This window comes from Alteromonas hispanica (genome assembly GCF_010500915.1).
GTDB lineage: Bacteria > Pseudomonadota > Gammaproteobacteria > Enterobacterales > Alteromonadaceae > Alteromonas > Alteromonas hispanica.
Genome location: NZ_JAAAWP010000002.1, coordinates 90,733 through 117,711, shown reverse-complemented (window position 1 = coordinate 117,711; position 26,979 = coordinate 90,733). Strand labels below are relative to the sequence as shown.

The following is a 26,979-nucleotide window of genomic DNA, read 5'->3' as shown; positions in this document are numbered from 1 at the left end:
TCTTAAACAAAAAGGCGTTACAGCTACATGAAATAAGGAGTACTAGCGCGGAACACTATTTGCCTCTGAACATGACCGCCCCACTGACGTGCGATAGAGACAAGTTGCCGACAACGCGGTATTTGTCGTCGCCGAAAAATGATTTGTGCTTCTCAACTGTTACAAACACCGCGGCTCCTTCACTCTTTTCATCATCCTCAACCACACTGTCGATGGCACCGAGCAATATGTGGCCTAAGCCATGCTCTTGGTAATCTGGATGGACAGCGATAAAGCTGAGCATATGAAAGTTCTTCGCCGGTACAAGTGTTCTTACCTTCTCTTCTTTTTCAAGCATTTGCTTGGTACCAAAGAGCCCAGCTGTTAGAAGCATGCGTAAACGCCAGTGCCAGTATCGCCCAGCTCCGAAAGCTGCATCGGGAGCAGTAAGACACGCCACAGCAATTAGGCGTTCTTGCTGAAATAAACCGATCATGGGTTGCTCAGCAACCCAGAACGCATTAATTTCTTCGCGTATAGCTGAGCGCAGCCTGCTTTCATAGCCTTCTTTTTCTGCTTGGAAGATATCTATAAACAGCGGGTCGTCAACATAGGCATTGTAAAGAATAGACGCCGCCACTTTTAAATCGTCAACTGAAAGGTAAATTGCTTTGACACTTTCAGTTGAAGGTACTAAAGCAACATCGTTCGATTCGATTTCCATAAGCAGGCCTCCATTTAGGCTAATTTAAGCAGGCTAATTTAAGAATCAGTCTGGAATATCATTATTATTCTACGACGTGAAAAGAATTATAAACCGCGATCAAAAGCGCAAATGAATAACCCTTTCGATAAATCATTAACAACATTTACTAATTATTACGCTGACCGACTGAATAATGATTAGCCTACGCGAAAACCAGCCAACTGTTAACCTTTTATTAACAAGTGTATCCTATCTATGCTAGTTATCCGTGACGACTAACGCATTAAACTGTAAGCGCTGTCGCCCCACCCAACCAAATCACCATTTTTGAATACCAAAGGCGTGCATTCATCTTTCGTTGTGACGCCATCACCCATTGTTTTTTGCGTGCGATAATAGAGTACTCGATATGTACCATCTGCCTTTTCAAAAAGTTCATTGAAATCAGCTACTCCCATTTTTCTGAGAACTGACTCATAACCCACACCTGTTTCTAAATTTGCAATGTGTTTACGATTATTAAACTCTCTGTCTTCCCAGTCACTACCATAGTGACTGTCTGATCCTCCCCCTACCGACACCACACAGCCAGAAAGCAAAAGAGAGGATGCAACTGCAACAGATAAAATGAGTGTTTTCATGTATATTCCTTAATTATTATTAGCATTTTTCCATCAGTTCGCCCAAGATCAACGAATGGGTGTATAAGTTATTTGTGACGAGTGAACGATGGTCTCAGGTTGATAACTATGAACTGATAATCAAAATTGACGCCAATATGTAAGACTTTGTTTTTGTTAAATTTTAAAAATCGAAGGCATGCTAAAAGCCGCAACAATTAGTAACTATCACAACTTATTAGTATTTTTCATTTATATTATTGTGCAGTAAGAAAAGTCATTTTGATGATCAACCGCTGCGCAAAACTCTAGTTTTAAGGTATTAAGCACTCAATTATGAGCAACAACATCAACCAACTGATTATTCTTTGCCATAAAATGTACGAAGATGGAAAAACACCTACTGTTGGAATTCTTCGTTCTAAAGCGCCTTTCAAAACATCCGTTACTGAAGCAATCGAGGCTATTAAGCGGTTTAACGCCAGCAAGCCAAGTACGAGCAATGTTGAGACAAAGTCAAATTCATCTACTGAAAATGAGCGAGTATCCCTTGCAAACCGTGTCGATATTCTTGAGCAAGAGGTAAGTGAACTGAAGACTGCGCTAGCTCGGATATTGCAGGCGCGCTAGCTCAAGTATTACAAGAAAAGGGATAACTCTAATACCGGGCTTTATTTCAGACTTTATATTCAGCTATTATGAATTTTGCGGTGGTGCGGGCTTTAATACGCTCAGAAACTCGGCTAATGAGGGCGCTAAAATTTCTTTTGGTTCCTGACCTACTTGTTCAAGCGCTACCTCACCGGTGCTATTGATAACAGTTAAAATAAAATCGTCTTCATCAGTCAGACCAAAGAACAAGGTAGGCTGCTGCGACAAACGTTGCTTCATCAATAAATGACCGATAAGGTTTTGCTGTAGCCTCTCAAAATCGTCTTCGTTCCACACCTGCAGCAATTCACATTTCCCCTGAGGCGCGTGGGCTATGAGGTTATTGCTAAAATAACGCGTAAAATAATTGCAGTAAGCCTCATCCAATTCGAGTTCGAGCGCCGCTGCTACATTATCAAAGGATACCGATACATTTTGTCGAACAGGCCTCCATTGAACGAGTTGCCCTTGACTTCCTTCACTCTGGTAACAAGACGACGGCCAATCTTTATCGAAAGGAACAGCGAGACCACATTCGTTGGCATTTTCTACATAAGATGATACAAAATTGTCGAGTTCTTCAGACATTGAAAGAGCCATAATTCAATTACCTTCGTATTTTTGAGTTACACTATACGTAAAGATGGCTAAGTCAACTGTTAGCCCCGATATACCCATTAAAGTCCTAGAGTTTTTATGCCAACAGACAGCAAGAAAGAAAAAATTACGATATCCGCACCAGACAATTTATCGCTGGGCAAAACAGTAGACTACGAGTTTGAATACAATCCTGAGTTGTTGCAGGGAGTGCCTCGTAGTTTAAGTAGAGACACATTATCTCTTACTTCATCAACGCTTCCATTTGAAGGCATTGATACTTGGACTGGTTATGAGTTGTCTTGGCTTAATGCAAAAGGCAAACCGCAAGTTGCTATACTTGAATGCATGGTTCCAATCAGCTCAATGAACCTGATTGAATCAAAGTCATTTAAGCTTTATTTAAACAGTTTTAACCAAACTAAGTTTGATGATAGCGATGATGTAAAACAGGTTCTTGTAAAAGATTTATCCGCCTGTGCCGGAGAACAAGTGGAAGTGAACCTGATTTTACCCAGTGCATTTGAGGACCTGAAATTTCGTGAGTTTAAAGGCACATTGCTAGATGATCTTGATATTGAAGTTGATAACTATGAACCTGACTCGAGCTATCTGCGCACTTCTATATCCACCGAAAAGCCGCAAGAAATTAGCGAAACCCTTGTATCTCACTTACTCAAGTCAAACTGTTTAATAACCAGCCAACCCGATTGGGCAAGCATTCAAATTAGGTACGAGGGAGCGCCAATAGATCATGAAGGTTTGCTTCGCTATCTCATAAGTTTTAGGCAGCACAATGAGTTTCACGAACAATGCGTCGAGCGCATTTATACCGACATCTACACGCAATGCAAACCAAAAAAACTCACTGTTTGTGCTCGATACACTCGAAGAGGCGGGTTAGACATTAACCCATTTCGCACCAATTTCGAGGCCCCCTATCCAAACGATAGGCAGGCTCGACAATAACCGTGTTATCGATGCCATACGACCCTCAATAATCATAATTATCCCGTAACAAAAAAGAAGACGGTACACATGGAAGATAAACAGCTGCAGGCAATTAAAAAAAATAATGCGCTTCTTTGCCAATTTATTGTGAAACTGTCCTCTTTCTACGAAGGCTTTTCAGATAGAGTTGATGGTGAGCTTCAAACCCTGAGAGGCCATCTCTCTGGAACACCCAATTTTAGTCTGGCGACAGTGAGTATTGGAAAGTTAAATACAGCCTTACAAAACCAGGATATTAGTCTTCGTAAATACAGTTTAGAGACTGTTTCATCTATAGAAGACGCAATGAAGCAGCTGCAGAAGATTGTGTTTGATGATGAAGACTTACGCGGGCTGGCTACACAAGAACTGATAAAGTTAAATCAGCCGGTGTCAGATATTTTTAGCATATATCGATTGTACGCCAGGGCCCTTCAGCTTCACCGTGTTGCATTAAACAAACAAGTAAAAGGGATTTTAAGCGAATCTAGCGCACGTTCTGAAACCAGTACGCCTGAAGAGAGCAAAGGCTCAATGGATGGCAGCAGTGAACGCAACGTATCTGACAGTAAGCGTGGCAGTTCACACTTCTACCGTTCCATTTTTATAGAACTTAATCAGTTAGTTACTTCATACACTCAAAAAAAACCCAACGATAAACAGTTACTAGATATTAAGCATAGGCTCGATGAGGGCATGGCTGATGAGCAATTACTAGAAAGCTGCATTGTTATTCTTCGCATGATTGTACAAGATGCGATGACTGAGGCCAGTCTCACCGGTAAAGTTATTCAAGGCTTACACACTTCTTTAAGTAAGATAGGTGATGACGTTAACAAAAGCATTGCGGGGAGCCAGGCGCAATTTGAGCAGCGTAATGAAAATAATGCAAAGCTTAAGTCTTACATTGACAACATTGAAGATGCCGTCTCAACAAGTGATTCATTTGATGCATTGAAAACGCAAACTCAATCTTGCGTTAAAGCATTATCTAAAACGCTGAGCGCTAGCCAAATAAGCGATAACGATGGTCAGGCGGCGTTAATCTCTTTGCTTTCATCAATGCAAGAGCGAATTGATACTCTTCAGCAGCAAACAAACTCTTACCGTCGAAAATTGGCCGAGCAAGTAATACAAAGTAAAACCGATGCGCTTACTCGCCTACCCAATCGCCAAGCTTACAATGAAGAGCTTGAAAAAGCTTACCAGCTGTATAACGCAAACGGTGGAGAGCTCTCAATAGCCGTTATTGATATCGACTTCTTTAAATCTATCAACGATAAGTTTGGCCACTCTGCAGGTGACAAAACTCTGCAACTTGTAAGCCGAGTATTTAAACGCCATATAAAAGGTAATGAATTTTTAGCTAGGTGGGGAGGTGAGGAGTTTGTCATCCTTCTTCCCGATCTTAATGAAGATAAGTTACGCCAGAGGTTAGAGCTTATTAGAAGTGACTTAGAGAATATGCAACTCAAGTTCAAGCAAGAGAGAGTTGTGATCACCGCATCCCTCGGCGGCACCTGCTTCATGGCAAAAGACAGCATTGATTCAGCGTTTGACAGGGCAGACAGACATCTTTACCAAGCCAAACACAACGGTCGTAATCAAGTTATTACTGACGTAAATGCCGATAAATAGGATGTAACGTGATAAAAAAAGTACAGCTAAACCCTTTAGGTTGGATGAGTCAGCTTTCACAAGCTGAGGTAGCACGCTTACAAGACGCTTCAGACAGCGAATTATTCTCCATGTTTCGAAATTGCTCACTAGCAGTGCTCAATAGTGGCGTAGATGAAGACAATTTTGAGACGTTATTTGCCCCTTATGAAAATTTCGACATTAAACTGATTCGCCGAGAGCGAGGGGTAAAAATAGAACTCATCAATCCCCCTGAAGTGGCATTTGTTGATGACAAATTGGTAAAAGGTGTGCACGAGCATCTATTTGCTGTACTTCGTGATCTGCTTTACATGGGAGATAAATACGATCTCTTGCATGAGCATGCTCCCTCAGACGGTGCTCAAATTACAGATATGGTATTTGACATGCTGCGCCATGCCAAAGCGCTTGAGGGGAATGACAATGTGAATACTATCGTGTGCTGGGGCGGCCACTCTATTAACCAAACTGAATACAAATACACTAAAGAAGTTGGCTATCAGCTTGGCTTAAGAGATATGGATATTTGCACCGGTTGTGGCCCTGGCGCGATGAAGGGACCAATGAAAGGTGCCGCCATTGGACATGCCAAACAAAGGAATAAAACCGGAAGATATATCGGTATATCAGAGCCCAGCATTATTGCCGCAGAGCCTCCCAATGCCATTGTTAATGAGCTCATCATTATGCCAGATATTGAGAAGCGCCTAGAGGCATTCGTCAGACTTGCCCATGGTATTGTCATTTTCCCCGGGGGCGTGGGTACAGCCGAAGAGTTGCTTTATTTACTGGGCATATTGATGAACGAGAGAAACCATCAGCAGCCAATACCCGTTATATTGACGGGCCCCGCCGGGAGTGAGGAATATTTTGAGGCAGTAGATAAATTTATTGCCGACACCTTGGGCAAAGAGGCTCAGAAGAAGTATCAAATTATAGTCAATGACCCAGAAGAAGTTGCCAGAGCTCTATGCAGCGGCCTTGAAAAAGTAAAAAGGTATCGCGGCGCTATGGGTGATGCTTTTAGTTTTAACTGGTCTTTGAAAATAGAGCGCGACTTTCAGCAGCCGTTTATTCCCACCCACAAAAGTATGTCCTCACTACAGCTGGATCATAATCAGGAGGGTAGCGATTTAGCCTCTAACTTGAGAAAAGCCTTTTCAGGTATTGTGGCAGGTAACGTGAAAGCTGAGGGCATAAAGCAGATTAAAAAACACGGGCCATTCGAAATAACCGGTGACAAAGCGCTAATGAGCAATATTGATGTGCTGCTAGAGTCTTTCGTAAAACAGCACAGAATGAAATTACCCGGCAGCGCTTATGAACCGTGCTACGTGGTTAAACAAAAGTAGCTTAAATAAAAAGATTTAAATAAAGTGACGTTAGTAAGCTGGGTTAAATGTACTGCGTAAGAATCTGCCAACATTGCAACATATCGCAATATTGCTGTCGGCATTTTTACCGATAGAGTGCAGAAATTTATTCAAAGTAGAAGTTTTACAAGCGTGCTCTATCATTCAATTATGCTTAGGGTGCGTAGCAACTATAATCACTTATTATTCCTACGCATTTTAAGGTAGACTAAAACAAATAACAGAAATTGGGCTGCAGAAACTGAGGTTTTGCTAATTTTTATAACCAAGCGAACTCAATGCATTTTTCCCAAGGCTTATCAGATTAATATATTAAGAGACGAGAAGTAACGGTTATGAACACCAAAGTTATTCGGCTTATCTTTGCTGGCGTAGGACTTTACGCACTGTTTGTTTTTATGATCATTGCATTTTATCCCGACAAGCCCGAGAACATGGATTGGAAAGATCGAGAGGAATACAATCGTGTTCAAATTACTAAGTTAAAACTAGGCAGCACTCGCGAAGAAGTACTAGCACTTCTCGGCTCACCAGACCTTACAGAGGCCAAACGCCAAGGCGTTAATGCTATTCAAGTTATGTTTTTTAGAACTCAACATGTTCGCGCAGATGGCTTAACCACCCAAGATGAATGCACACCGCTACTTTTCGAAAACGACAAACTAATAGCGTGGGGAGATGGTGCCTATTCTAGCTATCAAGAAAGCTAGCATATAATGGCAGAGGCCAGCATACCAACCCCGCTTTCCAATTTATTGACCGCCCCAGATAGCGATGAAAGCGCTGAAGAAAAAGTTAATTTATGGCTGAAAAATGCAAAAGGTATTGTTGCCTTAGTTAATGAAGAGCCAGCCGTTGCTATTGCGACAATATCCATAAGTAGCACGTTACCATTCCAATTAAGTCACCTAATAAGTACTGCGATATTTGGCAAACTCAATCATTTTAACGATCATTATTTACAGCACATTATTGCGGCAGTTTATGCAACAAATTATCTTGCTAACACAAAAGCTCAAACTCGCTGTAAAAAAGCTATCACTCAATTTTTACGCTCAAAAGGGTTACTGCTGTGGCTTGACATAGTTCGTCTTCAGCGAGTTTTATTCACCACAAAAAGCAGCCATGCTCTCAGTCATATTAAGCTTAACAGTGCCCAGCGTTTATGTGTGCTTGCTAGTGTAGTAAGCAGTTGCAAGCAAGAACATCGCTCTGCAGTATTTTTGAGATGCATTCGGCTTATTCCGACACATCAGCGGAATTTAGTTAAGCCACTTATTGAACTGTTCGAGCGCCCCTTACCAGGAGCAAAAGTGTATGCCAACGGCATGCCGGCCACAGTTATAGATATAAAGCAGGGTCATAGCTATGTTTATATCCCAACCGCTAAAAATACAAAGGAAAAAAGAGGCGCCCAAGTTAAAAACAGCAGTTCTAAAATCAGCGAGCCTCAAAATGCTTGGATAAAAAATGCATCAATTCGTGCGCCTATTGAACAGCATATTGAGCTTGATGAGTTTATTGCTGTTTACTATAAAACCGCAGCGGATAGAGTTGCGACAGGAGGGCAAGGCTTTTTCCCTTCGACATATGGGATTCAGAAACCTCCGACACCTTTGTTACACATTATTGATGAACTGCAAAAAAGAGACATCGACATACCATCGCTTTGCGAAAAAATCGAGCGAGTGCCTTCTTTCAATAACTTTTTAGTTTATACGGCCAGCCAAGATAATCGCCTTAAACTACCAGTTAAGAGTATCAAACAAGCAGTACTCACTTATGGCACTGAGCGCGTGGGAGATATGCTTATTCAATTTGCCTTGATGGAACGGCTAACACAGCACAAATATCCTCTTGTAGAAACATGTAAGCATTTCACTTTATTGGCGAGCGCATTTGCTAGTAAACTTTCATCGCTAACAAAAACAAAGTTTTCGCCACAATCTGCAGCGCTGACCATGACATTTGTATGCTCGCCACTTTTTACGCAGCCAGAACTAAAAGTGATGACCAGATTACAAATTCGAGAAACGGCGAAGTTCTCCATTAACACCACATTTAAAATAGCCTCCTCATCCACATGGCTTTCTATAGCGGGAGAACTGTCGGGAAATTGGCATCAGAGCTCTACTTGGCGTGCTTTGTTGCATCACTGCAATAAGACAAATGACAAAGTACCTAAATCATTAAGAAAGGAGCACGCCATAATATTGTCTGCGTTTTATCTTGCTAAAACCTGCCTTTTTAACGACTACAACGCACTCAACGGCGTTGATAAAGAAATTGCCCCTTGGTTGTCTGTGCTTTCGCTCTCACCGTCAGATTTATCACGAATTATTGATGAACATCGGGAGCAATTTTACTGCCCTCTTCCCCACTGAAGAGTCTAATTATGAACTTATAGCTCACGCTCTTTATACAACAATGCTGTCTTACGCCATGGAGCGACAATAGTTATTACTCACACCGCTTAATTTATATTTACGAATGGCTATAACTTACGCCCTGTATCGTATAAAATACGCGAACTTTTGCACTGCTCAACATAAATAATCCCTACGTTTTTCAGTTTAATAATAGGCAGGCAAGCGATGGCGTGTTGTGCCAGCAGCAATAAAGCAGTGCAATAAAAACCTAACGATTTAGACAACAGAATTACCAGAGGATCTCTCATCATGACTCAGCAACACATTACCGTCATCCGCGGTGACGGCATTGGCCCAGACATCATAGATGCAACCACAAAAATTTTAGATAAAGTTGGCTGTGACTTCGTTTACGAGTATGCCGACGCAGGTTTAGTTGCATTAGAAGAGCATGGCGAGTTGTTACCACAAGAGACACTCGATCTTATCGCAAAAAATAAAGTGGCACTTAAAGGCCCTTTGACTACCCCAGTAGGCGAGGGATTTACTTCTATTAACGTTAGCCTTCGCAAACAGTTTAAGCTGTATGCAAACCTTCGCCCTGTAATTTCTTTTAAGGGCACCAAGGCACGCTATGAAGATATCGACATCATTACAGTACGTGAAAACACCCAAGGCATGTACTCTGGTCTTGGACAAGTGGTATCTGAAGACGGCAACGAAGCAGAAGCTATGAGTAAGATAACTCGCGAAGGTGCAGAGAAAATTGTTACTTTCGCCTACGAACTTGCTCGCCGTGAAGGTAGAAAGAAAGTAACTGCTGTTCATAAAGCAAACATCCTAAAATCGACATCTGGTCTGTTCCTTAAAGTAGCGCGCGAAGTTGGCGAGCGTTACCCTGACATTGAGTCGGCTGAAATGATTGTAGACAACTGCTGTATGCAGCTTGTAATGAACCCTCACCAATTCGACGTGATCGTAACGACCAACCTATTTGGCGACATTCTTTCTGACCTATGTGCAGGTCTTGTTGGCGGATTAGGTATGGCCCCAGGCGCGAATATTGGCGAAGACTGCGCTATTTTTGAGGCAGTTCATGGTTCGGCACCTGATATTGCAGGAAAAAATCTTGCAAACCCAACATCAGTCATCTTGGCCGCTGCGCAAATGCTTGAGTACTTAAATATGAGTGACAAAGCTGAAAAAATTCGCACGGCGCTTAAAGACGTTATTGAAAGTGGCGACCGCACTACTCGCGACCTTGGCGGTGAGGCCGGTACTATTGAATTTACAGACGCATTAATCGAGCGCCTATAAATTCTCACTGAATTAAAAATAGCGGGCATTGCCCGCTATTTTTTTACCCGTCACCATCTCCTCGTTTTAAGAAGGCAGTAAAACTGTACTAAAACTGGACTACCCCTCTGTCATTAATCTCGTAACATTCGTTGTTGTACACACCGCGTACAAACGATATGCAAATGGTGCATATCGCTACAAACAAGGAATGATGATGAAAAAACAACTCTCAAGCTTAATGTTACTCACCGCAATTGCTTTACAAACACCTTTAGCACAGGCAGAAGTCGCTAAAACTGATCCAGTTTCTTCTACAAGTAGCGTTTCAATAGGCAATAAAATAGATTTAAACCTCGCGACTTTGGCAGAACTGCAAACCCTGCCTGGTGTAGGCATATCAAAAGCGAAGGCGATTATTAGCTATCGTGAGCAGGTAGGGCCTTTTTTGGAAGTGGCGCAACTCACTGAAGTCAAGGGGATTGGCAATAAGATGCTAGCGAAGATAAGTGATTTAGTTGTGGTTAAATGAGACGTTTCGTTGACATAAAAAATGCGCCTTTTCATGGGCGCATTTTTATGTTTTAGAATCCAACTACTTTATTGTAGCTAAAAACTCTTTGAACTCTTCGCCTAATGAAGGGTGACGCAATGCGTACTCCACATTAGCCTTCATGTAGCCAAGTTTACTTCCGCAGTCGTGGCTTTTGCCTTTCATGTAGTAAGCATCAACCTGCTCTAAATTCATAAGGGCATCGATAGCATCGGTAAGCTGCACTTCCCCACCTGCACCAGGAGGGGTAAATTCGAGTAGATCCCAAATTTTCTCCGATAGCACATAGCGACCCACAACAGCTAAATCTGATGGAGCTTCATCTAGAGGTGGTTTTTCTACCATTTTGTGAATCTTAGCAGATTCACCTTGAGTAATAGCTGCCCCATCAAGGTCTGCAATACCAAACTTAGATACATCTTCCTGCGCTACTTGCTCTACCATGACCTGACTAACTCTGCTCGTATTAAACTTAGCAACCATGTCGGCAAGATTGTCTTTTTTCGGATTGCAGGCAGCATCATCAATAATAACGTCAGGTAACACAACGGCGAAAGGCGCATCACCAATAAGGGGGCGAGCACACAAGACAGCATGCCCAAGACCGTTTGCTACGCCTTGACGGATGTGCATTATTGTAACGTCCTTAGGACAAATAGATTGGACCTCTTCAAGTAACTGCCGCTTTACCCGCGCTTCCAATGTAGCCTCAAGTTCGAAAGAGGTATCAAAGTGGTTTTCTATACTGTTCTTACTCGCGTGGGTAACAAGAATAATCTCTTTTAGCCCTGCAGCGACACATTCACTCACAACATATTGAATAAGTGGCTTATCTACAACGGGTAGCATTTCCTTTGGGATTGCTTTTGTTGCTGGAAGCATCCGCGTTCCTAGTCCTGCTACCGGAATAACAGCTTTTTTTACCTGGCTCATAGTCTCTATCCTTTTGTTCAAATTCCTCGACGCAATCGCTGCAAGTCCGTTTAGCGGATTTGCGTTTCGAAAAAATGCGTGCACTTTTCGAAACAATGCAATCGATGTTCCAATTAACTAACTTTGCGCATAGATGACCTTTCTATGAGCAAAGCTTTAAATTCTGTCTCTTTTAAGCACCATATTGGGGTTATAATGGTATAACACGCACCAAGATGGTGAAAGGTAATATACTTACGTCTTTCCAGTAAACACTGACTTTTTTAACCTTTAATGATGACCGCCAAAAAATCTTAAAGTATTTTTAAAACTTTGAGCAAAAAGCGTAGCCCGACAATTCAAGCATATTACCTCGCTTACGATAAATGATTTTTCAGTAAACTTGCTCAAAACTTGGTCGGTTGACACCTAAGCCTAGTTCTTTATGCGCATAATCTTGTGTCTTATGCCTAGCTCTAGTATAAGAAGTTATCCGTATTCGGACCATTATCAAAGAGCCAACCGACAGAGAGCTCTACAATAACAACCATAAGCAATGTGGAATTAAAAAATAATTATGAAACCATCTATTGATACAAGCTTTTTTGGTCATCCAGGGGGCCTGAGAACGCTTTTCTTCACTGAAATGTGGGAACGCATGAGTTACTACGGTATGCGTGCTCTGCTCGTACTATTTATGACCGCAAGTCTTCAAACCCAGGGGCTTGGGTTCACCGTAGCGACAGCAGGCGCTATTTATGGCTTATATACCGGTGCCGTTTACTTTCTTGGATTACCCGGTGGTTGGTTAGCTGACAGACTTATCGGCGGTAAGCAAGCTGTATGGTACGGCGGCCTAATTATCTTTGCAGGGCACGTTGTACTTGCTATTGATTTACAGAACCTATTCTTCGTTGGTCTTATCTTAGTGGCATCAGGAACAGGGTTATTAAAGCCTAATATTTCTGCCATGGTTGGGCAGCAATATGGTGAAAACGATGGTCGTCGCGACAGTGGCTATGCCCTTTATTATATGGGTATTAACATCGGTTCTTTGATTGCCTATCTCGTTACCGGTTATCTTCAAGAAAACTGGGGATGGCACTACGCCTTCGGTGCTGCCGCCGTAGGTATGGCGATTGGCCTTATTCAATATTATTTCTCAAATCGCACACTTTCTGCAGAATCAGTTGCACCTGCAAATGCCTATCAAGGCGTAGCGAGAAAGCGCGCTTGGACAGGCGTGCTTGTGGTTGTTGCAGCTGCCATTGCTGTAATCATTATGGCTCATATGGGAACTATAATTATTGAGCCCGTTGCCCTTGCACAAAAAGTCGCAATATTTTTCACCGCTATATTCTTTTTATACTTCGGCTTTATTTATTTTAAAGGTGAACTATCAGAGAACGAAAAAAGACGCATGTGGGCTCTTTTCCTTGTTTGTGTTGCCTCAGCGTGCTTTTGGTCAGGTTTTGAACAAGCAGGCTCTTCGCTTAATTTATTTGCCCAAAATTATACCGATCGTGTGTTGAGTGATGGTTCGTTCCTTACCTCTTGGTTTGGTATGTCTGCCATACCTACGGTTTGGTTCCAGCTATCAAATTCATTATTTATCATCATACTATCGCCATTTTTTGCCGCGCTTTGGATCAACCTTGCCAAGCGAATGATTGACCCGTCTTACACCATCAAATGTGCCGTGGGTATCATTATTATGGCTTCAGGCTTCTTAGTTATGTTTATGGCATCACAGTATGCAGCACAAGGTCTCAAAGTAGCGCCTATGTGGTTGGTAACAACCTACTTTCTACATACAGTAGGCGAGCTATGCTTAAGCCCTGTGGCATTAAGCGCGGTAAGCAAGCTCTCGCCTAAGCGATTTGCAGGACAAATGATGGGTGTATTCGTACTTACCTATTCAATTGGTAACATCATTGCGGGTCTTCTTTCTGGTAATTTCGATCCGGAAAATGTCCAAGAAATGCCTAACCTCTACTTACAAATCGCCTTGTTTAGCATTGCAGTAGGGATTGTCATTGCGCTTCTAAGCGTTAAGTCACGCTTTTGGGAGAAAGCGGGCATTCAAAATAAAGCCGAAGTTTAAGACTAGGCTTGGTTTTGGTTACATAGCCTTAGGTTAGCAGAGCCTTGGGTTAAGACAGTTTTATGCTAACGCTGTTTTAACTACCCAAAGATTGCCCTACAATAACCGCCGTAACAGTTGTGTTTCGGCGGTTTTTTATTGAAAGTAAATTTTTACTGAGAGTACGTAATGACGTTTTATTTTTCTACACGCAACATCCCAGCATTGAAAGGTTTACCTTTAGCTGAACGAGCACGTTTGCTCGAGCAAGCCTCTAAGCGACTTTCTGTTCCTGAAAAAACACTGCTCAATGTTCTAAAATTACTCGTCATAGTACCGGTATTTGCATTTATCCTTCAAACAGCAACGAATTGGACGTCGCTACTGTGGGCATTTGTGGTATTTTTATTTTATCCACTGGTCATAAAACCTATACAGTATTCCTTATGTGCTAAATACATAGCGCAACCTTCAAACAAGGAGAATGAATGAAAACCATCTTAGTCACGGGCGGTGCAGGTTACATTGGTAGCCACACCGTTTTACAGTTGCTCGAACAAGATTATTCTGTTGTTGTACTCGACAACCTGTGTAACGCCAGCCCCGAGTCACTTAGACGTGTTGAAGGGCTTACCGGGAAGTCAGTAACTTTCGTGCAAGGCGATATTCGCGACACAGCAGTTTTAGATGATATTTTCAGCGAGCACAGTATTTTTGCCGTCATACACTTTGCTGGTTTAAAGGCTGTTGGGGAGTCTGTAGCCAAACCACTGTCTTATTATGAAAATAATGTTTATGGCACGCTCACTTTGTGTAAAGTCATGCAAAAACATGGTGTTAAGAATATAGTATTCAGTTCTTCTGCTACCGTATACGGAGATCCCGCTTCTCTGCCTCTAAGCGAACATATGTCCACCGGGCATCCAACTAACCCCTACGGTATGTCAAAACTTATGGTTGAGCACATGCTCAGCGACCTGTATAGCTCAGATAACGAATGGAATATCGTATTACTGCGCTACTTCAACCCCGTAGGTGCGCACAAATCAGGGCAGATTGGAGAGGATCCTAATGGTATTCCTAACAATTTAATGCCTTACATATCGCAAGTAGCAACGGGCAAACTTCAGCAGTTAAGCGTGTTCGGCGATGACTATGACACCAAAGATGGCACCGGTGTGAGAGATTATATCCATGTTGTTGATTTGGCCAATGGTCATTTAAAAGCTCTTGACCGCTTATCGCTAAACATGGGCTTAGATAAATACAATTTAGGTACAGGCCAGGGTTATTCAGTGCTTGAAATGATAGCAGCCTTTGAAAAAGGGTCTGGCAAAACCGTTTCTTACAAAATTGCACCGAGACGCAGCGGAGATGTTGCCGCGTGCTATGCAGACCCTACTAAAGCTGCCAAAGAGCTTAACTGGCACGCTGAAAAAGGATTAGAAGATATGTGTGCTGATACATGGAATTGGCAGTCTCAAAACCCCATGGGTTATCCTAAGGACTGAGTTAGCTTTCGCTAAATGTTGAAAAAACCATGCTCTCGCATGGTTTTTTTCACTGACTACTACATTTTTTCTCTCGGCGTTTTTTCTCTCTGCGTTTTTAGCAAAGAGGCGTCAAAACACTAAAGCTTTGACCTCATTTATCAGTACTCAATTTGATCATTATCTGAAGATTGGCTTTTGTCATCCTTTGGATTTTTATCTTTCTTAATCTCTTTATCATCTTCAGGCTCGTCGCTTTGTTCTTCTTCATAATCAAAGTCTTCAAAGCTGGAGTCTTCTAACATGGCCTCGAAGTCAGCAAAATCATCAAGCTGCTGTTCATCAATGGCTTTATCGCCACTTTTACCATCGGTTACGCGAAACGCTAAGTTTTCAAAATAAGCGTTTTTAACGAAAGCATAGTCATCTACAGATTGCTCAAGTTGAGCCTCTTGGTCCATTAATTGAGCACGAGTCTCAACTAGAGAAACCACATAGCGCGCGATAAAGAAATTGCTAGCGATAACCGCCATAGGATATACCGTGCCATCAACAAACTGACCGGCAAAACTTCTCGGATCGTTGGGTCCTAACACAGGCAGCATGGCAAATGGACCTGTTTCTACGCCCCATGTTCCTAAGGTTTCTCCAAACTCCTCATCTTTTCGCGCTATGCCGATGTCTGTTGCGACGTCGATAGTACCAAACAAGCCAATGGTAGAGTTTAATAAAAAACGGGCTATGCTATCTAAACCGTCGTCTACCTTCCCTTGCAATACATTGTTCATAAAGTTAGCAGGCTCTTGTAAGTTCCGTGAGGCATTCAGCAATCCAGTTCTCGCAAACTGAGGCATGACGGTTACATAGCCAACAGTCAAAGGACGCACAAAATAGGCATCAAGAACTTCCCAGTTAAAGTCCCACATTAAACGGTTTATCGGCTCCAACGGGTCGCGAGGGTCTGATGAATCTATTTCAGCGCTGTTTGATGCTACTTGAGATGTCTGTTCTGACGCATTATTAGATGCACATCCGCTTAGAAGGCTACTAACAACAAAAGCGCCAGCCACCAGATATCTGGTTATATCCATTACTACAATTCCTTATTTATGATAACTGTTAACTCAGGCGTCTGCCCTTCTAATACCTGCGCTGATGCACTACCCTGCCACTCGCCTTCTGAGACAGACACATCGCCATCGATAGAGAGTCTTGCGGTAACATTGACCTGTGAGAGAGAAGTAATATTGTATTGAGGCATCATTGCATTTTTATTGGTCAAAGTAACTGATGTAGGCAGTGTGCCTATCGGCATTTTCACTACGGCAGCGGGCATTCTATTTTCAGATAAAGCATCCTGAGCAAATACAATAAGAAAACCTTCCTTTGGAGCTGCTTGCTTTGCCGCCTCAGATAGTTCGATGTTAATTAAGAAGCCGGTCTCGCTTACCTGTTCAGATACAGTAGAAGCTTCAGTGTTTGAACTGGCATCACTCAGTTTGGCAACTTCGTTTGCTCGCCCCTCTAGTTCGTCTATGCGTGATGTCAATCGCTTCGTCATGTCGCTATCGGCAGGAAGCTTATCTTTCACCTGCTCGTAATAACGCTTGGTTTGTTCTACATCACCTACTTGAGCTGATACCACCGCCATCATTAATGCTAAATTATCATTACCGGGGGTATTTGCTAGTAGGCCGCTGAGTATAGACTGCGCCCGTTGAAGATTATTCACATCTCCAGTTGTCATAAGCGCCTGTGCGAGTGTGACTTTGTGTGCGCTATTTTTAGGAGCCAGCTTGGTCGCTTTATCGATAGCTTCAATTGCCTGTACTTCTTGACCAATACTAAGCAGAAGTCTTCCCAAATACATCCACCCGGTATCGTCCTGAGGGTCTTCACGAAGCCGCTGACGAATAGCTAATGCTAAATCAGCAATATCTTGTTGAGTCAGGTTGTTGGCATTGCCAGTAGCCAACTGCTCGCTTAGTTGAGGAAGAGCAGCAATGGCATCTGTAGAGCGCTTTACTTGTGACATTTGATTAACTTGAGAGTAGACAACACCACCGCAAATAAGCGCAATAACACCACCCACCAACAATACAAGAGGGGCCGTTCCTGTTTTTTTCGATTCAAATGCGCTTTCGTCGACTAGCGCTACTTTGAGTTCATCAACTGCTTGGCGCTTATCTATTTCGCTTATTAGCCCTTCTTTAACTTCCCGCTCCAGTTCAACAAGGCGTTGCCTAATAATTTGCGTATTACTTAAGCTATCTTGCTTTGCGTGTTTTTTGTTGCGTAAAAATGGAAAGGCAACAATTAAAAGAACAAGCGTAATCAGCCCAGAAACTATTAAATAAAACTCAGCCCAACTCATTCTTTATCTTGCTCCAACATTTCATCGGCTTTCGCTAATTTTGCTGCCATATCTTGTGGCGGTTGATTTGATTTTCGCTTAACAATAAATAGCATGGCTATAAACACAAAAAGTACTGGAATTGCCCACAACCATAGGGTAGCAATAGTAACGGGGGGCTTATAATGAACGAAATCACCATACCGCGCCTTCATATAATCAATGACCTCAGCTTCAGTCTTACCCTGCTTTAGAAGGCTATACACTTTGCGCCGCATATCGTGTGCAATCATGGCGTCGCTATCAGCAATATTTTGGTTTTGACACATTGGGCAACGAAGCTCTGCGGTGAGCTCAAGAAAAACAGCGCGCTGCTCTGGCGTATCGAAGGAAAAATTGTCCTGTGCTGAGTAAGCTTTTCCAGTGAGTAAAAAAACTCCCACCGCGATGATTTTTAGCGCCGTGATAAAAAAGTGCTTCATTATTTCACCGCATCCCTTGTGCTATTCAAAGAGGCATCAATGCCATTATCGGCGCTTGCACTTTTTTCAGTGCCCGTTTTAAGCCCAGCAGTAGACGCTTCAGCGACCAGTTTATTGTAAAGCGGCCCCACTTTGTTGCGCCAAACGCGTTCATTTATATCGCCGATATGATGCATGCGAATTACGCCATTTGTATCGATAACAAAGTGCTCAGGCGCCCCTGTTACGCCTAAATCCAATGATGTATCACGATAAACATCAAATATATTAAATGCATAGGGGTTACCATAGCGACTCAACATCGATGTGACTTCTTGTTGAACACGATTTAAAGTTTTAGTTCCAAAGTCGGGGTCTAAATCTTGATCGAAATACAACCCGACTATGTGAACACCCTGCTCATTTTTTAATTGAGTAAGATAAGGCATCTCCACGGCACACGTAACGCACCAAACGCCCCATACATTTAACAGCGTCACCTTACCTTTAAGACTATCGGGAGTGTAGATAACATCAGGCTGCATCAAATCCGGTAACGAAAACTCAGGCAGCATTTTGTCTTGTACTTGTGAATCAAGCTCTCTTGGATCTGAAAATAATCCTTTGAATAGAAACACAACCAAAAGCAAAAATAGTACGAGCGGTATTACAACTAAACGGGCATTTTTCATAAAGGCCCACCACTTGTCTCATTAGCAGGCGTATTAGTAGCAGCGTTGTGTGAAGATGCCGATGAGTGCGAAGTACCCGCACTAGACACTTTTACATTTTTCAGCGCGTTTTTAACCTTTTGCACTTTTGCGATCCTATAGCGTTTATCGCTAATAGAAAAAACACCACCTAACGCCATCACGACCGCGCCTGCCCATAGCCAGATAACAAAAGGCTTAATGTAAATTCGAATTGCCCAGGCACCATTATCAAGAGGTTCTCCCATAGCGATAAACACATCTCGTGTTATCGTAGAATGAATTGCTGCTTCCGTCATTGGCATACGCTGAACGGTATAAAGTCGTTTCTCTGGCTCTAGCCTTACCACTTTTTCGCCATTCTTATAAACGTCAAAAACTCCTGCATCGGCATTGTAGTTTGGACCATCCGCGCGCTTAACATCAGTAAAGGTGAAGTCGTAACCACCTAAACTTACTGTTTCACCCACGTCCATCCTGATATCCCGCTCTAGCTCATAATTAGACACAAGCGTTATACCAATAATAGAAATAGCAAAGCCAACATGGCCTAACACCATGCCCCAGTGGCTGGGTGTTAATTTCTTAAGTGAGTGAAGTGTGCCACTCTCATTGGGCATAGACGACACCCTTTGAATAACCTCTTGCACTGTCATAACCAATATCCAAAATACCAGCACCATTCCGAGCACGCCCATATAAGTTGGCGTGTCATAGGCAAAATTCACAAGCACGCCAGCGCTTAACGCAATACCTGATGAAATGAGAAGCTGTTTCTTTAAATCACCTGCCTTTTGATGCTTCCATCGAGTTAATGGCCCAAGGCCAAGCATAAGTACAAAAGGTACAATCAGAAGTGTAAACATTTGGTTGAAAAACGGCGCTCCAACGGAAATGCTACCTAAACCTAACTCTTTGTGAACTAGAGGAAATAATGTCCCTAGCAGCACAACAAGGGTAGCGGCGCACAAGAAGACATTGTTCCCCATGAGCAATACTTCGCGCGAAAACGCTTGGTATCGGCCCGGACTTTTAAGTGACGCAGCTCGCATGGCATACATTAATAAACCAAAGCCACTGAGCACAATAAGGATCCCCAAGATAAATAGCCCTCGAGTAGGATCGCTGGCAAAAGAATGCACCGATACAATCACCCCAGAACGCACTAAGAAGGTTCCCAGTAAACTCATGCTAAAAGCTGCTATCGCGAGCAACACTGTCCATGATTTAAATGCTTTTCGCTTTTCAGTTACAGCAAGAGAGTGCATTAGTGCCGTTCCTACCAGCCAAGGCATGAATGAGGCATTTTCTACCGGGTCCCAAAACCACCAGCCTCCCCAGCCAAGTTCGTAATAGGCCCACCAGCTACCAAGGGCAATACCTACGGTAAGAAATGCCCAAGCCGCGATAACCCATGGCCGAGACCACCTGGCCCAGGTTGAATCTAACTGCCCTGATATTAGCGCTGATATAGCAAATGCAAACGCCACCGAAAACCCAACGTAGCCCATGTAAAGCATTGGAGGGTGAATGATCATGCCAAAGTCTTGCAGCAGCGGATTCAAATCCCGCCCATCAACAGGGAAAAATGGCAGCATGCTGTCAAAGGGATTTGATGTCAGCAGCATAAACAAATAAAACCCAATGCCGATCATTCCCAGCACAGAAAGAACTCGTGCGACCATCGCCAAAGGGATCCCTCGGCTAAAAATGGCTACAGCTACCGTCCATAAAGAAAGCATTAGCACCCATAATAAAAATGAGCCTTCATGGCCTCCCCACACAGCGGTAATTTTGTAATATATAGGCAGCTTGCTGTTTGAATGCTGTGCAACGTAGGCCACGCTGAAGTCATCGGTAACAAATGCGTACGTTAAACACACATAGGCAATAAGTGTAAAAACAAAGAGCCCGATGGCCAGAGGTTTCGCTGTTGCCATAAGAGTTTCATGCTGACGATGAGCTCCCCATAGCGGATATACAGCCAATAAAATAGACAGTACTAAGGCTAATGTCAGGGCAATGTTACCAATTTCAGGGATCATTAATACAGCCCTCCGTTTTTACCTGCCGAACTGCTAGCCTCATTGGTCGCCGAGTTATAGCCTAAGCTCTCAGTTGGCTTAACGTGTTTAATCCCTTTCATTTTTTCAGCCAATTCCGGCGGCATATATTCTTCATCGTGTTTAGCGAGGACTTCTTGGGCGTTAATCTGTCTTTTTTCAGTGAGTACACCTGTAGCAACAATTCCCTGACCCTCACGAAACAGATCCGGCAAAATGCCCGTAAATGTCACCGTAACAGTTGGCCCTGTATCTACCAAATCGAAACTTACGGCAAGGCTTTCGGGGTCGCGACTTACGCTACCTGGCACTACCATTCCGCCTATCCGTAGGCGCTGACCTACCTGTGGTTTTTGTCCGTTTTTACCCTCAATGATTTCGCTTGGTGTGTAAAACAGGTCGATACTGTCATTCAATGCGTAAAGCATCAGCCCAATTGCACTGGCAACTAAAAGGCCGATTGTAGCGACTACAGCTAAACGCTGCTTACGTCTTGGGTTCATGCAACTATCTCACTTCGATATATAGAAAATGGAAAAATATTAATCACAATCCGCGTCTCGTCGACGCTACTGACTTAGTCGATTTTATTCTGCGCGCTTTTATGCGCTCTTTGAATACGCGCTCTGCGCTCTCGCTCTTTGATCACTGCTCTAAGCAGTGTTTTTTGTTTGAGGTAGCTTTGCACCGCAATCACGGCCATAGCTCCAAAGGTAATAAAAAACGATATCCAGACGTAAAACGCGTAGCCGCCCATGGCGATAAAGCTAGCAAAGGAGTCAAACTGCATTTTTAAGCCTCCTTTTCTAATCGCTGTTGAGCGAGCGCTTGTACCCAAGGACGGTGTAGTTCTCGCAATACAATTTCATTGCGTAATCGAATTGTTGTTACTGCACCTATAAAAAGAGCAAAGCCCAATAAGTTAATAAGTAGCGGCCAAAGCATTTCCGGTGCTATGGATGGGTTATCAAATTTACTTATCGTCGCTCCCTGGTGAAGCGTATTCCACCATTCAACGGAATAATGAATAATAGGGATATTGACAACGCCCACCAACGCCATGACACCTGCGGCCTTGCCAGCCTGCTGTTTGTCCTCAAACGCGCCATACAAAGCAATTACGCCAACATACAAAAACAATAAAATTAGTTCGGAAGTCAATCGAGCATCCCACACCCACCAAGCGCCCCACATAGGTTTACCCCACGCAGCTCCAGTAAAAAGTGCGACAAACGTCATTACAGCGCCAATAGGGGCCATGGCTATCATAGTCATATATGCGGTACGCCACTGCCATACCATACCTACAAGCGCGGCCACCGCCATAGCTACATACGTGCCCATGGACAAAATAGCGCTTGGCACGTGGATATAAATAATACGAAAGGAATCACCCTGCTGATAGTCTTGCGGAGCGAAAGCAAGCCCCCATACAGTTCCAACAACAAGACAAATACACGCACCAGCCCAAAACCAAGGCTGTAACGTTATGCAAAGCTGATAAGCTCGCTCAGTTTTTGCGTAAGGATGTAACCACTTCCACATCAGTTTTGACTCACTTTTAAAGAATACGCTATCGCAAAAGGCGCTATTGCAGCCGAGAGCAATAGCATGGCGGCAATAATAGCAATTTGCGGGTAATAAGGTAATTGCAGTGCGGCAGAATCCACAGCAGATGTGGCAAAAATTAGTAACGGAATAAAAACGGGAATTAGCAACAGAGCCAACAATACCCCACCTTTCTGCAGTCCCACTGTTAAACCAACCGCAATGGCGCCAATGAATGACAGCAAAGGCGTGCCTAGTAACAAAGTAATAATAAGCGCCACATACATATCAAATGTTAAATTTAAAAACATCGCCAATAGAGGTGAGAGCACAAGCATAGGAACAAAGCTCACTAACCAGTGTGCACATACTTTCACTGCGCTAATGCCAGCCAAAGACATACCAGAAAGCACATATTGCTCCATGGTGCCATCTTGAAAATCATCGCGGAACATACGCTCCATTGCCATGAGCGAAGACAAAATCGCAGCAATCCACAGTACTCCAGGACCAATCCTCTGTAACGTATCTGGCGATGGGCTAACCCCTAGTGGAAACAAAGTAACTACCATCAGCAAAAACATGATCGGCTGAACCAGCTCCGCTTTTTGCTTAAACGCTATGTGCATATCTCTGACAAAAATGCCTTGGTATAACGACATTAAAATCGATACTCCAAATCGAATACTCTGTACCTGCCCGCTTCTTCAGACAAAGCTTGGTGAGAGGTCGTTATAACAACCCCACCGTTTTCAACATGATGTTTCATAAATTGCTCAAGCAGTGCTACGCCTTTTGTATCGAGGGCAGTAAAAGGCTCATCTAAAACCCACACACTCGCTTTTTTTAACCACAATCGAGAAAGTGCAACTCGACGTTGCTGTCCTGCTGATAGATAACGCACAGGAACATCTTCAAGCCCTACCAGCCCGATGCGCGCTAACGTTTCATAAAGTGCATCGTCATCTGCATTTGCACTATGTTGCGCAAGCCAGAACTTCAAATTATCTATGGCAGACAGGCTGCCGTTTGTACCGCTTTTGTGGCCTAAATACACCAAGTTTGACAAATACGCAGATGCATTTACGGCAATGTCTACAGAATTAAATCGTACAGTCCCCGAGTCAGGTGCACTCAGTCCTGTTAAAATTCGCAGCAAACTTGTCTTACCCGCACCATTTGGCCCTCGTAAGTAAAGAAGATCTCCGGCATCTACCGACAGAGAAATGCCCTCGAACAAGGTTCTATCTCTTTTGATGCAAGTTATTTCACATGCTTCTAGCACTACTAAGCCAGCCTTAGTCACAAAATAGATCTTTAAAAAATGGCCATAGTTTATCACAGGATGACTTTTTCGCAGTCGCGAATATCAATTAAATATGATTTACTTCAAAGGTATTTCTAATAAAAAATTAAGGCCTTAGCCCACTAAATATAGGTTTCACCTGTGCATTTAGGCAGATAAAAGTGAACAGATATACCTAGGGCGTGAGGTGGATAAATACATAGCTAAAGTCGTAGCTAAAATCATCAACAAACTCATCGCAAAAGATATCTAAAAAACTAAAGGCCTGCTTTAATATCACTAAGGAAAACGACCTTTAGGCCGATAGCTCAACTATGACGCAGCAACTCTCCAACATCCTTGCCAACATTATGCAAAGCGCCTCGAAAGCTTCTGTGCAAGATGCTACACGGAGCGCTTCGCCAAACGAGGTTCAGAATAGGACCACTAGCACAGCACCAAGTGCAGTGTTGAATCCAGCGCAAAGTAAAGCGCTTACGCAAGCGGCTGCTCTAGATAACGCAGCTAAAGTCGTGATTGCTAAACTACCTGAAAATATTCTTGCCATTAATTCACCTCAATTAAATGCAAACATACGCTTACCAAACGGGCTATCTTTTCACTCGTCACAGCAAATTCAGTTACTTTCTCTGGGCTCGGTTCAAACTAGTTCTGCTCAAGCTAACTCAGCGCAAACCCGATCGATACAAGCGGCCTTAACTTCAACAGGCATTGTTTCGCAAGAAATTAATATTCCATTTGATAAGCAAGGCCAACTTTTCAAAGCCATTGCCGAGGCTTTAAAGAACGTGGACGGCACAGCTGTATCACTGAAAGCACAGGTATTTGCGGTAACCAACAAAGAAATCTCGCTCAATGTAAATGGCGAAAAGCCACTTAAATTCCCAACGACGCAGTTAGACGCAAAGTTATTATCGTCATTTCAAAGCCTTGTCGGTAAAAATGTGACATTAGCCATGAGTCGCACGCAAAGCGGTAATATTTCTCTTAGCGTATCTTCCAATCAGCCAGGTCTTAGCGGGCAGAATGGAAAAGGCATATCACTGGGAAATGTAGATATAAAAATGCAAAGCCAATTCATTGAGAGCGCCCTCAAACAGGGCGCTGTGGCTATATCTCAAAACGATAGGACGCCCTCGGCATTAAAGGCTTTTATGCCCACACCTTTGGATGCGGGGAACAACACATTAAAAACCGTCAGCTTGTTGTCTTTGTCTGCTAAAAACAGTTCAAACGCTACGCTTACTGTACATACGGCTAGGAACAATGTGGTAACTACATTTACCATGCCGGAAAGCGCACTTTCAACGCCCCCTCTAGCAAAAGAACAAATACGCAATATTGAGATAAAGAAGCTTCCAGTGTCGCAACTTATAGGCTCGGAATCGTTCAAGGCAAATAACAGCGGTAGCACTGCCGCTTCTCAAGATGCCTCCTTTCAATATACTTCGCCCAGCAAAATACAGTTAGACAATCTCAAAGCATCGCCAGAAGTACTCAAAGGTAGTGAGGTGCATAAGGCTATTCAAGCACTTTCCAGGGTACTCCTCAATCAAACTGGAAATACAACCACCGCATTAGCCTCGCTTATTTCCATTGTTGAGGGGAATCCGAACTCGTTATCCAAAACTCAAGTTGAAGCTTCAATAGCGGACAAACAATCACCGTCTGCGGCAATATCAAGATTAATACAGCACATAAAAGGTCTTGATGTAGGTACTGCTCCCGCTGCATTATCTAAACTGCATCAAGCAGAACAAAAACAAAACCTTTTACAAACCTCAACAAATTATCCGAGTAGCGAAGCCGAGAAACCTATTTCTGTGAATAAGGAAGTTGATGGTGGAAAGGCATCTTTAGGCAGCATTGCGCAATTACTGAAATCTGAGGCAAGAAATGCTTCAGTAAATCTGATAAACAACCTTTTACAGCAACTTTCAAATACAAATAGTAAACAGCAAACAACAGGGGCTGAACGCCTAAATGGCCTCAAAGAAGAGGCAAATACGCAAGTAGGTACAGGAACAAAAGCGATAGACGATAGCGGAAAGAGCAAAGCACCGAATGAGGTGTCAACACCGGAGTCAACGCTGCCGCAACGGATACAAAACTTATTAAGCAGCCCTGCACTTTTGGCAACGCCGTCGGCACTCGCTTCACCGGTTGCGGTATCGAGCTTTGTGCAAGGACTCGTTGCACTGGTGCAACTTGCGTTAGCTGGCAGGGCATTGCAACGACAACCCAGCTTAAAGGCACAGCTCGATGCACCTGATTCAATCGTTTCTAAGACGTTGGCAAGTGTGGGTGGAAACTCACAGCCAAGCAAAGTAAGTCAAGATTTGCATCAATTAGACAGTCGTCAGCAAATTCTCAGCCAGCTTAAAACGTTACTGGCAAATCATCAGCAAAGTAAATTGACTCAAGCCGACGCACGTATTCAAGGGCAAGATAGTTTTTACTATGTACTCCCCTCGCTCACCCAACATAATACGCCACCAGAGCTTCTCATTCAGCGCGAGCCTAAAAAGCAGCATGAACAACAAGAGAGTAAAGGGCAGCAGTCTCTGTGGAACGTTACCATGAAGTTGGATATAGGCACTGTTGGACAAGTACTTGCCAAGTCAAAAATAGACAAAGAGACAATTACCCTCGACTTATATGCCTCAAATGAAGTTATCTTGGCAAGAGTTGCCGACACATTGCCTTATCTCACTAAACGCTTGGAGGAACTTGGATTACAAGTAGAAAAGAGTAGTTTTCAGCGCGGGCATATTCCAGATACCCTCAATAGCCGTCCTCATCAAATTTTTGAGACTAGAGTATGAGTGCTAATTGCGAGAAGACAGTATGAGTACTGACAAACAGAACAAAGCTAAGCGGGCAATTGGTCTCAAATATGAAGGCGGAGACAAGAAAAACACCCCTAAAGTGGTAGCAAAGGGCTATGGCGACTTAGCCGAAGCGATAATTGCTATGGCTGAAGAGACAGGCATACTCATACATGAAGATCCCTATCTTAGCGAAGTGCTGGCTACATTGGATGTAGGTCAAGATATACCAGAATCCTTGTACTATGTTATCGCCGAACTTCTTGCCTATTCTTACGTGTTACAGGGGAAAGTTCCTCCTGGTTGGGAAAGTATAATTAAGAGGATTGATTTTGAGGTTTAAACAGCACAAACAAAAACGCCACAATGCGTTTTTAACAAATCTCTAAAACAACATGTGGCGTCTTTTTCTTTTAACGTGATATCACTTCG

At 43.1% G+C, this 26,979-nt stretch carries 27 protein-coding genes; 13 read left to right on the top strand and 14 right to left on the bottom strand.

The genetic code is table 11. The features are described 5' to 3' along the window. Positions 1 to 55: 55 nt before the first annotated feature. On the bottom strand, positions 56 to 703 hold the full coding sequence (locus GTW09_RS03465; protein WP_163110127.1) for a GNAT family N-acetyltransferase: 648 nt from the start codon (positions 701 to 703) through the stop codon (positions 56 to 58). A 257-nt stretch (positions 704 to 960) separates the two neighbouring features. Beyond that, positions 961 to 1,326 (bottom strand): DUF3192 domain-containing protein, encoded by a 366-nt coding sequence (locus GTW09_RS03460; RefSeq protein ID WP_071978830.1) that lies wholly within the window; start codon positions 1,324 to 1,326, stop codon positions 961 to 963. A 315-nt stretch (positions 1,327 to 1,641) separates the two neighbouring features. On the opposite strand from GTW09_RS03460, the gene GTW09_RS03455 reads away from it, so the two are divergent. Continuing rightward, on the top strand, positions 1,642 to 1,935 hold the full coding sequence (locus GTW09_RS03455; protein WP_163110126.1) for a hypothetical protein: 294 nt from the start codon (positions 1,642 to 1,644) through the stop codon (positions 1,933 to 1,935). A gap of 66 nt (positions 1,936 to 2,001) precedes the next feature. Here the strand turns inward: GTW09_RS03455 and syd are convergent, their stop codons facing one another. Then, on the bottom strand, positions 2,002 to 2,556 hold the full coding sequence (gene syd, locus GTW09_RS03450; RefSeq protein ID WP_163110124.1) for a SecY-interacting protein: 555 nt from the start codon (positions 2,554 to 2,556) through the stop codon (positions 2,002 to 2,004). Between the two features lie 96 nt (positions 2,557 to 2,652). On the opposite strand from syd, the gene queF reads away from it, so the two are divergent. The 7 genes from queF to GTW09_RS03415 all read left to right on the top strand — a co-directional run bounded on the left by queF (position 2,653) and on the right by GTW09_RS03415 (position 10,772). After that, the gene (gene queF / locus GTW09_RS03445) at positions 2,653 to 3,522 is read left to right on the top strand and encodes an NADPH-dependent 7-cyano-7-deazaguanine reductase QueF (RefSeq protein WP_163110123.1); all 870 of its coding nucleotides are present in this window, start codon (positions 2,653 to 2,655) and stop codon (positions 3,520 to 3,522) included. A 69-nt stretch (positions 3,523 to 3,591) separates the two neighbouring features. Beyond that, a complete protein-coding gene (locus tag GTW09_RS03440; protein ID WP_163110122.1) occupies positions 3,592 to 5,181 on the top strand; it encodes a GGDEF domain-containing protein in 1,590 nt (529 codons plus the stop codon). 11 nt (positions 5,182 to 5,192) lie between these two features. Then, positions 5,193 to 6,554, top strand: a complete 1,362-nt coding sequence (ppnN, locus tag GTW09_RS03435; protein WP_163110688.1) for a nucleotide 5'-monophosphate nucleosidase PpnN — start codon at positions 5,193 to 5,195, stop codon at positions 6,552 to 6,554. A 356-nt stretch (positions 6,555 to 6,910) separates the two neighbouring features. After that, entirely contained in the window at positions 6,911 to 7,285 is a 375-nt protein-coding gene (locus tag GTW09_RS03430; RefSeq protein ID WP_071978825.1) for a DUF3192 domain-containing protein, read from the top strand. A gap of 6 nt (positions 7,286 to 7,291) precedes the next feature. Then, a complete protein-coding gene (locus tag GTW09_RS03425) occupies positions 7,292 to 8,959 on the top strand; it encodes a histidine kinase (RefSeq protein ID WP_163110120.1) in 1,668 nt (555 codons plus the stop codon). Between the two features lie 294 nt (positions 8,960 to 9,253). Then, positions 9,254 to 10,261, top strand: a complete 1,008-nt coding sequence (locus GTW09_RS03420; RefSeq protein ID WP_071978822.1) for an isocitrate dehydrogenase — start codon at positions 9,254 to 9,256, stop codon at positions 10,259 to 10,261. 196 nt (positions 10,262 to 10,457) lie between these two features. Continuing rightward, positions 10,458 to 10,772, top strand: a complete 315-nt coding sequence (locus GTW09_RS03415; protein ID WP_163110118.1) for a ComEA family DNA-binding protein — start codon at positions 10,458 to 10,460, stop codon at positions 10,770 to 10,772. 63 nt (positions 10,773 to 10,835) lie between these two features. Here GTW09_RS03415 and galU read toward each other — a convergent pair whose 3' ends face one another. After that, positions 10,836 to 11,726: a UTP--glucose-1-phosphate uridylyltransferase GalU gene (galU, locus tag GTW09_RS03410; protein ID WP_071978820.1), complete on the bottom strand. Its 891-nt coding sequence runs from the start codon at positions 11,724 to 11,726 to the stop codon at positions 10,836 to 10,838. Between the two features lie 556 nt (positions 11,727 to 12,282). On the opposite strand from galU, the gene GTW09_RS03405 reads away from it, so the two are divergent. From GTW09_RS03405 to galE, 3 genes are all read left to right on the top strand, one after another. Next, complete coding sequence (locus GTW09_RS03405; RefSeq protein ID WP_163110116.1) at positions 12,283 to 13,809, top strand: peptide MFS transporter; 1,527 nt, start codon at positions 12,283 to 12,285, stop codon at positions 13,807 to 13,809. Positions 13,810 to 13,977: 168 nt separating this feature from the next. Further along, on the top strand, positions 13,978 to 14,280 hold the full coding sequence (locus GTW09_RS03400) for a DUF6170 family protein (RefSeq protein ID WP_071978818.1): 303 nt from the start codon (positions 13,978 to 13,980) through the stop codon (positions 14,278 to 14,280). Beyond that, entirely contained in the window at positions 14,277 to 15,299 is a 1,023-nt protein-coding gene (gene galE, locus GTW09_RS03395) for a UDP-glucose 4-epimerase GalE (protein ID WP_163110114.1), read from the top strand. Before GTW09_RS03400 ends, galE begins: the two co-directional genes overlap by 4 nt. 140 nt (positions 15,300 to 15,439) lie before the next feature. On the opposite strand, the gene GTW09_RS03390 is transcribed toward galE, so the two are convergent. The 10 genes from GTW09_RS03390 to ccmA all read right to left on the bottom strand — a co-directional run bounded on the left by GTW09_RS03390 (position 15,440) and on the right by ccmA (position 23,698). Continuing rightward, positions 15,440 to 16,369, bottom strand: a complete 930-nt coding sequence (locus GTW09_RS03390) for an MlaA family lipoprotein (RefSeq protein ID WP_163110112.1) — start codon at positions 16,367 to 16,369, stop codon at positions 15,440 to 15,442. Between the two features lie 2 nt (positions 16,370 to 16,371). Beyond that, positions 16,372 to 17,652, bottom strand: a complete 1,281-nt coding sequence (gene ccmI / locus GTW09_RS03385; protein WP_163110111.1) for a c-type cytochrome biogenesis protein CcmI — start codon at positions 17,650 to 17,652, stop codon at positions 16,372 to 16,374. Further along, positions 17,649 to 18,113, bottom strand: coding sequence for a cytochrome c-type biogenesis protein (locus GTW09_RS03380; protein ID WP_163110109.1), 465 nt, complete (start codon positions 18,111 to 18,113; stop codon positions 17,649 to 17,651). Before GTW09_RS03380 ends, ccmI begins: the two co-directional genes overlap by 4 nt. After that, the gene (locus GTW09_RS03375; RefSeq protein WP_163110108.1) at positions 18,113 to 18,784 is read right to left on the bottom strand and encodes a redoxin family protein; all 672 of its coding nucleotides are present in this window, start codon (positions 18,782 to 18,784) and stop codon (positions 18,113 to 18,115) included. The genes GTW09_RS03380 and GTW09_RS03375 overlap by 1 nt, the downstream gene beginning before the upstream one ends. Next, positions 18,781 to 20,847 carry a heme lyase CcmF/NrfE family subunit gene (locus tag GTW09_RS03370; RefSeq protein WP_163110106.1) on the bottom strand — a complete coding sequence of 689 codons (2,067 nt, stop codon included), beginning with the start codon at positions 20,845 to 20,847 and terminating at the stop codon, positions 18,781 to 18,783. The genes GTW09_RS03375 and GTW09_RS03370 overlap by 4 nt, the downstream gene beginning before the upstream one ends. Beyond that, on the bottom strand, positions 20,847 to 21,368 hold the full coding sequence (gene ccmE, locus GTW09_RS03365) for a cytochrome c maturation protein CcmE (RefSeq protein WP_163110105.1): 522 nt from the start codon (positions 21,366 to 21,368) through the stop codon (positions 20,847 to 20,849). Before ccmE ends, GTW09_RS03370 begins: the two co-directional genes overlap by 1 nt. A 74-nt stretch (positions 21,369 to 21,442) precedes the next feature. After that, positions 21,443 to 21,655, bottom strand: coding sequence for a heme exporter protein CcmD (gene ccmD, locus GTW09_RS03360; protein WP_163110103.1), 213 nt, complete (start codon positions 21,653 to 21,655; stop codon positions 21,443 to 21,445). 2 nt (positions 21,656 to 21,657) lie between these two features. Further along, entirely contained in the window at positions 21,658 to 22,410 is a 753-nt protein-coding gene (locus GTW09_RS03355; RefSeq protein WP_163110102.1) for a heme ABC transporter permease, read from the bottom strand. Continuing rightward, positions 22,410 to 23,075 carry a heme exporter protein CcmB gene (gene ccmB / locus GTW09_RS03350; RefSeq protein WP_163110100.1) on the bottom strand — a complete coding sequence of 222 codons (666 nt, stop codon included), beginning with the start codon at positions 23,073 to 23,075 and terminating at the stop codon, positions 22,410 to 22,412. Before ccmB ends, GTW09_RS03355 begins: the two co-directional genes overlap by 1 nt. Continuing rightward, positions 23,075 to 23,698 (bottom strand): cytochrome c biogenesis heme-transporting ATPase CcmA, encoded by a 624-nt coding sequence (gene ccmA / locus GTW09_RS03345; protein WP_163110686.1) that lies wholly within the window; start codon positions 23,696 to 23,698, stop codon positions 23,075 to 23,077. The genes ccmB and ccmA overlap by 1 nt, the downstream gene beginning before the upstream one ends. A gap of 335 nt (positions 23,699 to 24,033) precedes the next feature. Between ccmA and GTW09_RS03340 the strand changes: the two genes are divergently transcribed. Next, a complete protein-coding gene (locus GTW09_RS03340; RefSeq protein ID WP_163110098.1) occupies positions 24,034 to 26,544 on the top strand; it encodes a flagellar hook-length control protein FliK in 2,511 nt (836 codons plus the stop codon). 22 nt (positions 26,545 to 26,566) lie between these two features. After that, entirely contained in the window at positions 26,567 to 26,890 is a 324-nt protein-coding gene (locus GTW09_RS03335) for an EscU/YscU/HrcU family type III secretion system export apparatus switch protein (protein ID WP_163110096.1), read from the top strand. Positions 26,891 to 26,979: the final 89 nt, after the last annotated feature.

Bases quoted from the DNA above. Each gene is read 5' to 3' on its own strand.
- GTW09_RS03455 (WP_163110126.1), top strand. From the start codon at position 1,642: ATGAGCAACAACATCAACCAACTGATTATTCTTTGCCATAAAATGTAC.
- GTW09_RS03340 (WP_163110098.1), top strand. From the start codon at position 24,034: ATGACGCAGCAACTCTCCAACATCCTTGCCAACATTATGCAAAGCGCC.
- ccmB (WP_163110100.1), bottom strand. From the start codon at position 23,075: ATGTCGTTATACCAAGGCATTTTTGTCAGAGATATGCACATAGCGTTT.
- ccmI (WP_163110111.1), bottom strand. From the start codon at position 17,652: ATGAGTTGGGCTGAGTTTTATTTAATAGTTTCTGGGCTGATTACGCTT.
- GTW09_RS03440 (WP_163110122.1), top strand. From the start codon at position 3,592: ATGGAAGATAAACAGCTGCAGGCAATTAAAAAAAATAATGCGCTTCTT.
- ccmD (WP_163110103.1), bottom strand. From the start codon at position 21,655: ATGCAGTTTGACTCCTTTGCTAGCTTTATCGCCATGGGCGGCTACGCG.
- queF (WP_163110123.1), top strand. From the start codon at position 2,653: ATGCCAACAGACAGCAAGAAAGAAAAAATTACGATATCCGCACCAGAC.
- syd (WP_163110124.1), bottom strand. From the start codon at position 2,556: ATGGCTCTTTCAATGTCTGAAGAACTCGACAATTTTGTATCATCTTAT.
- GTW09_RS03370 (WP_163110106.1), bottom strand. From the start codon at position 20,847: ATGATCCCTGAAATTGGTAACATTGCCCTGACATTAGCCTTAGTACTG.
- galU (WP_071978820.1), bottom strand. From the start codon at position 11,726: ATGAGCCAGGTAAAAAAAGCTGTTATTCCGGTAGCAGGACTAGGAACG.
- GTW09_RS03415 (WP_163110118.1), top strand. From the start codon at position 10,458: ATGAAAAAACAACTCTCAAGCTTAATGTTACTCACCGCAATTGCTTTA.
- GTW09_RS03430 (WP_071978825.1), top strand. From the start codon at position 6,911: ATGAACACCAAAGTTATTCGGCTTATCTTTGCTGGCGTAGGACTTTAC.
- GTW09_RS03460 (WP_071978830.1), bottom strand. From the start codon at position 1,326: ATGAAAACACTCATTTTATCTGTTGCAGTTGCATCCTCTCTTTTGCTT.
- ccmE (WP_163110105.1), bottom strand. From the start codon at position 21,368: ATGAACCCAAGACGTAAGCAGCGTTTAGCTGTAGTCGCTACAATCGGC.
- GTW09_RS03400 (WP_071978818.1), top strand. From the start codon at position 13,978: ATGACGTTTTATTTTTCTACACGCAACATCCCAGCATTGAAAGGTTTA.
- GTW09_RS03405 (WP_163110116.1), top strand. From the start codon at position 12,283: ATGAAACCATCTATTGATACAAGCTTTTTTGGTCATCCAGGGGGCCTG.
- galE (WP_163110114.1), top strand. From the start codon at position 14,277: ATGAAAACCATCTTAGTCACGGGCGGTGCAGGTTACATTGGTAGCCAC.
- GTW09_RS03465 (WP_163110127.1), bottom strand. From the start codon at position 703: ATGGAAATCGAATCGAACGATGTTGCTTTAGTACCTTCAACTGAAAGT.
- GTW09_RS03390 (WP_163110112.1), bottom strand. From the start codon at position 16,369: ATGGATATAACCAGATATCTGGTGGCTGGCGCTTTTGTTGTTAGTAGC.
- GTW09_RS03355 (WP_163110102.1), bottom strand. From the start codon at position 22,410: ATGTGGAAGTGGTTACATCCTTACGCAAAAACTGAGCGAGCTTATCAG.
- GTW09_RS03425 (WP_163110120.1), top strand. From the start codon at position 7,292: ATGGCAGAGGCCAGCATACCAACCCCGCTTTCCAATTTATTGACCGCC.
- GTW09_RS03335 (WP_163110096.1), top strand. From the start codon at position 26,567: ATGAGTACTGACAAACAGAACAAAGCTAAGCGGGCAATTGGTCTCAAA.
- GTW09_RS03420 (WP_071978822.1), top strand. From the start codon at position 9,254: ATGACTCAGCAACACATTACCGTCATCCGCGGTGACGGCATTGGCCCA.
- GTW09_RS03375 (WP_163110108.1), bottom strand. From the start codon at position 18,784: ATGAAAAATGCCCGTTTAGTTGTAATACCGCTCGTACTATTTTTGCTT.
- GTW09_RS03380 (WP_163110109.1), bottom strand. From the start codon at position 18,113: ATGAAGCACTTTTTTATCACGGCGCTAAAAATCATCGCGGTGGGAGTT.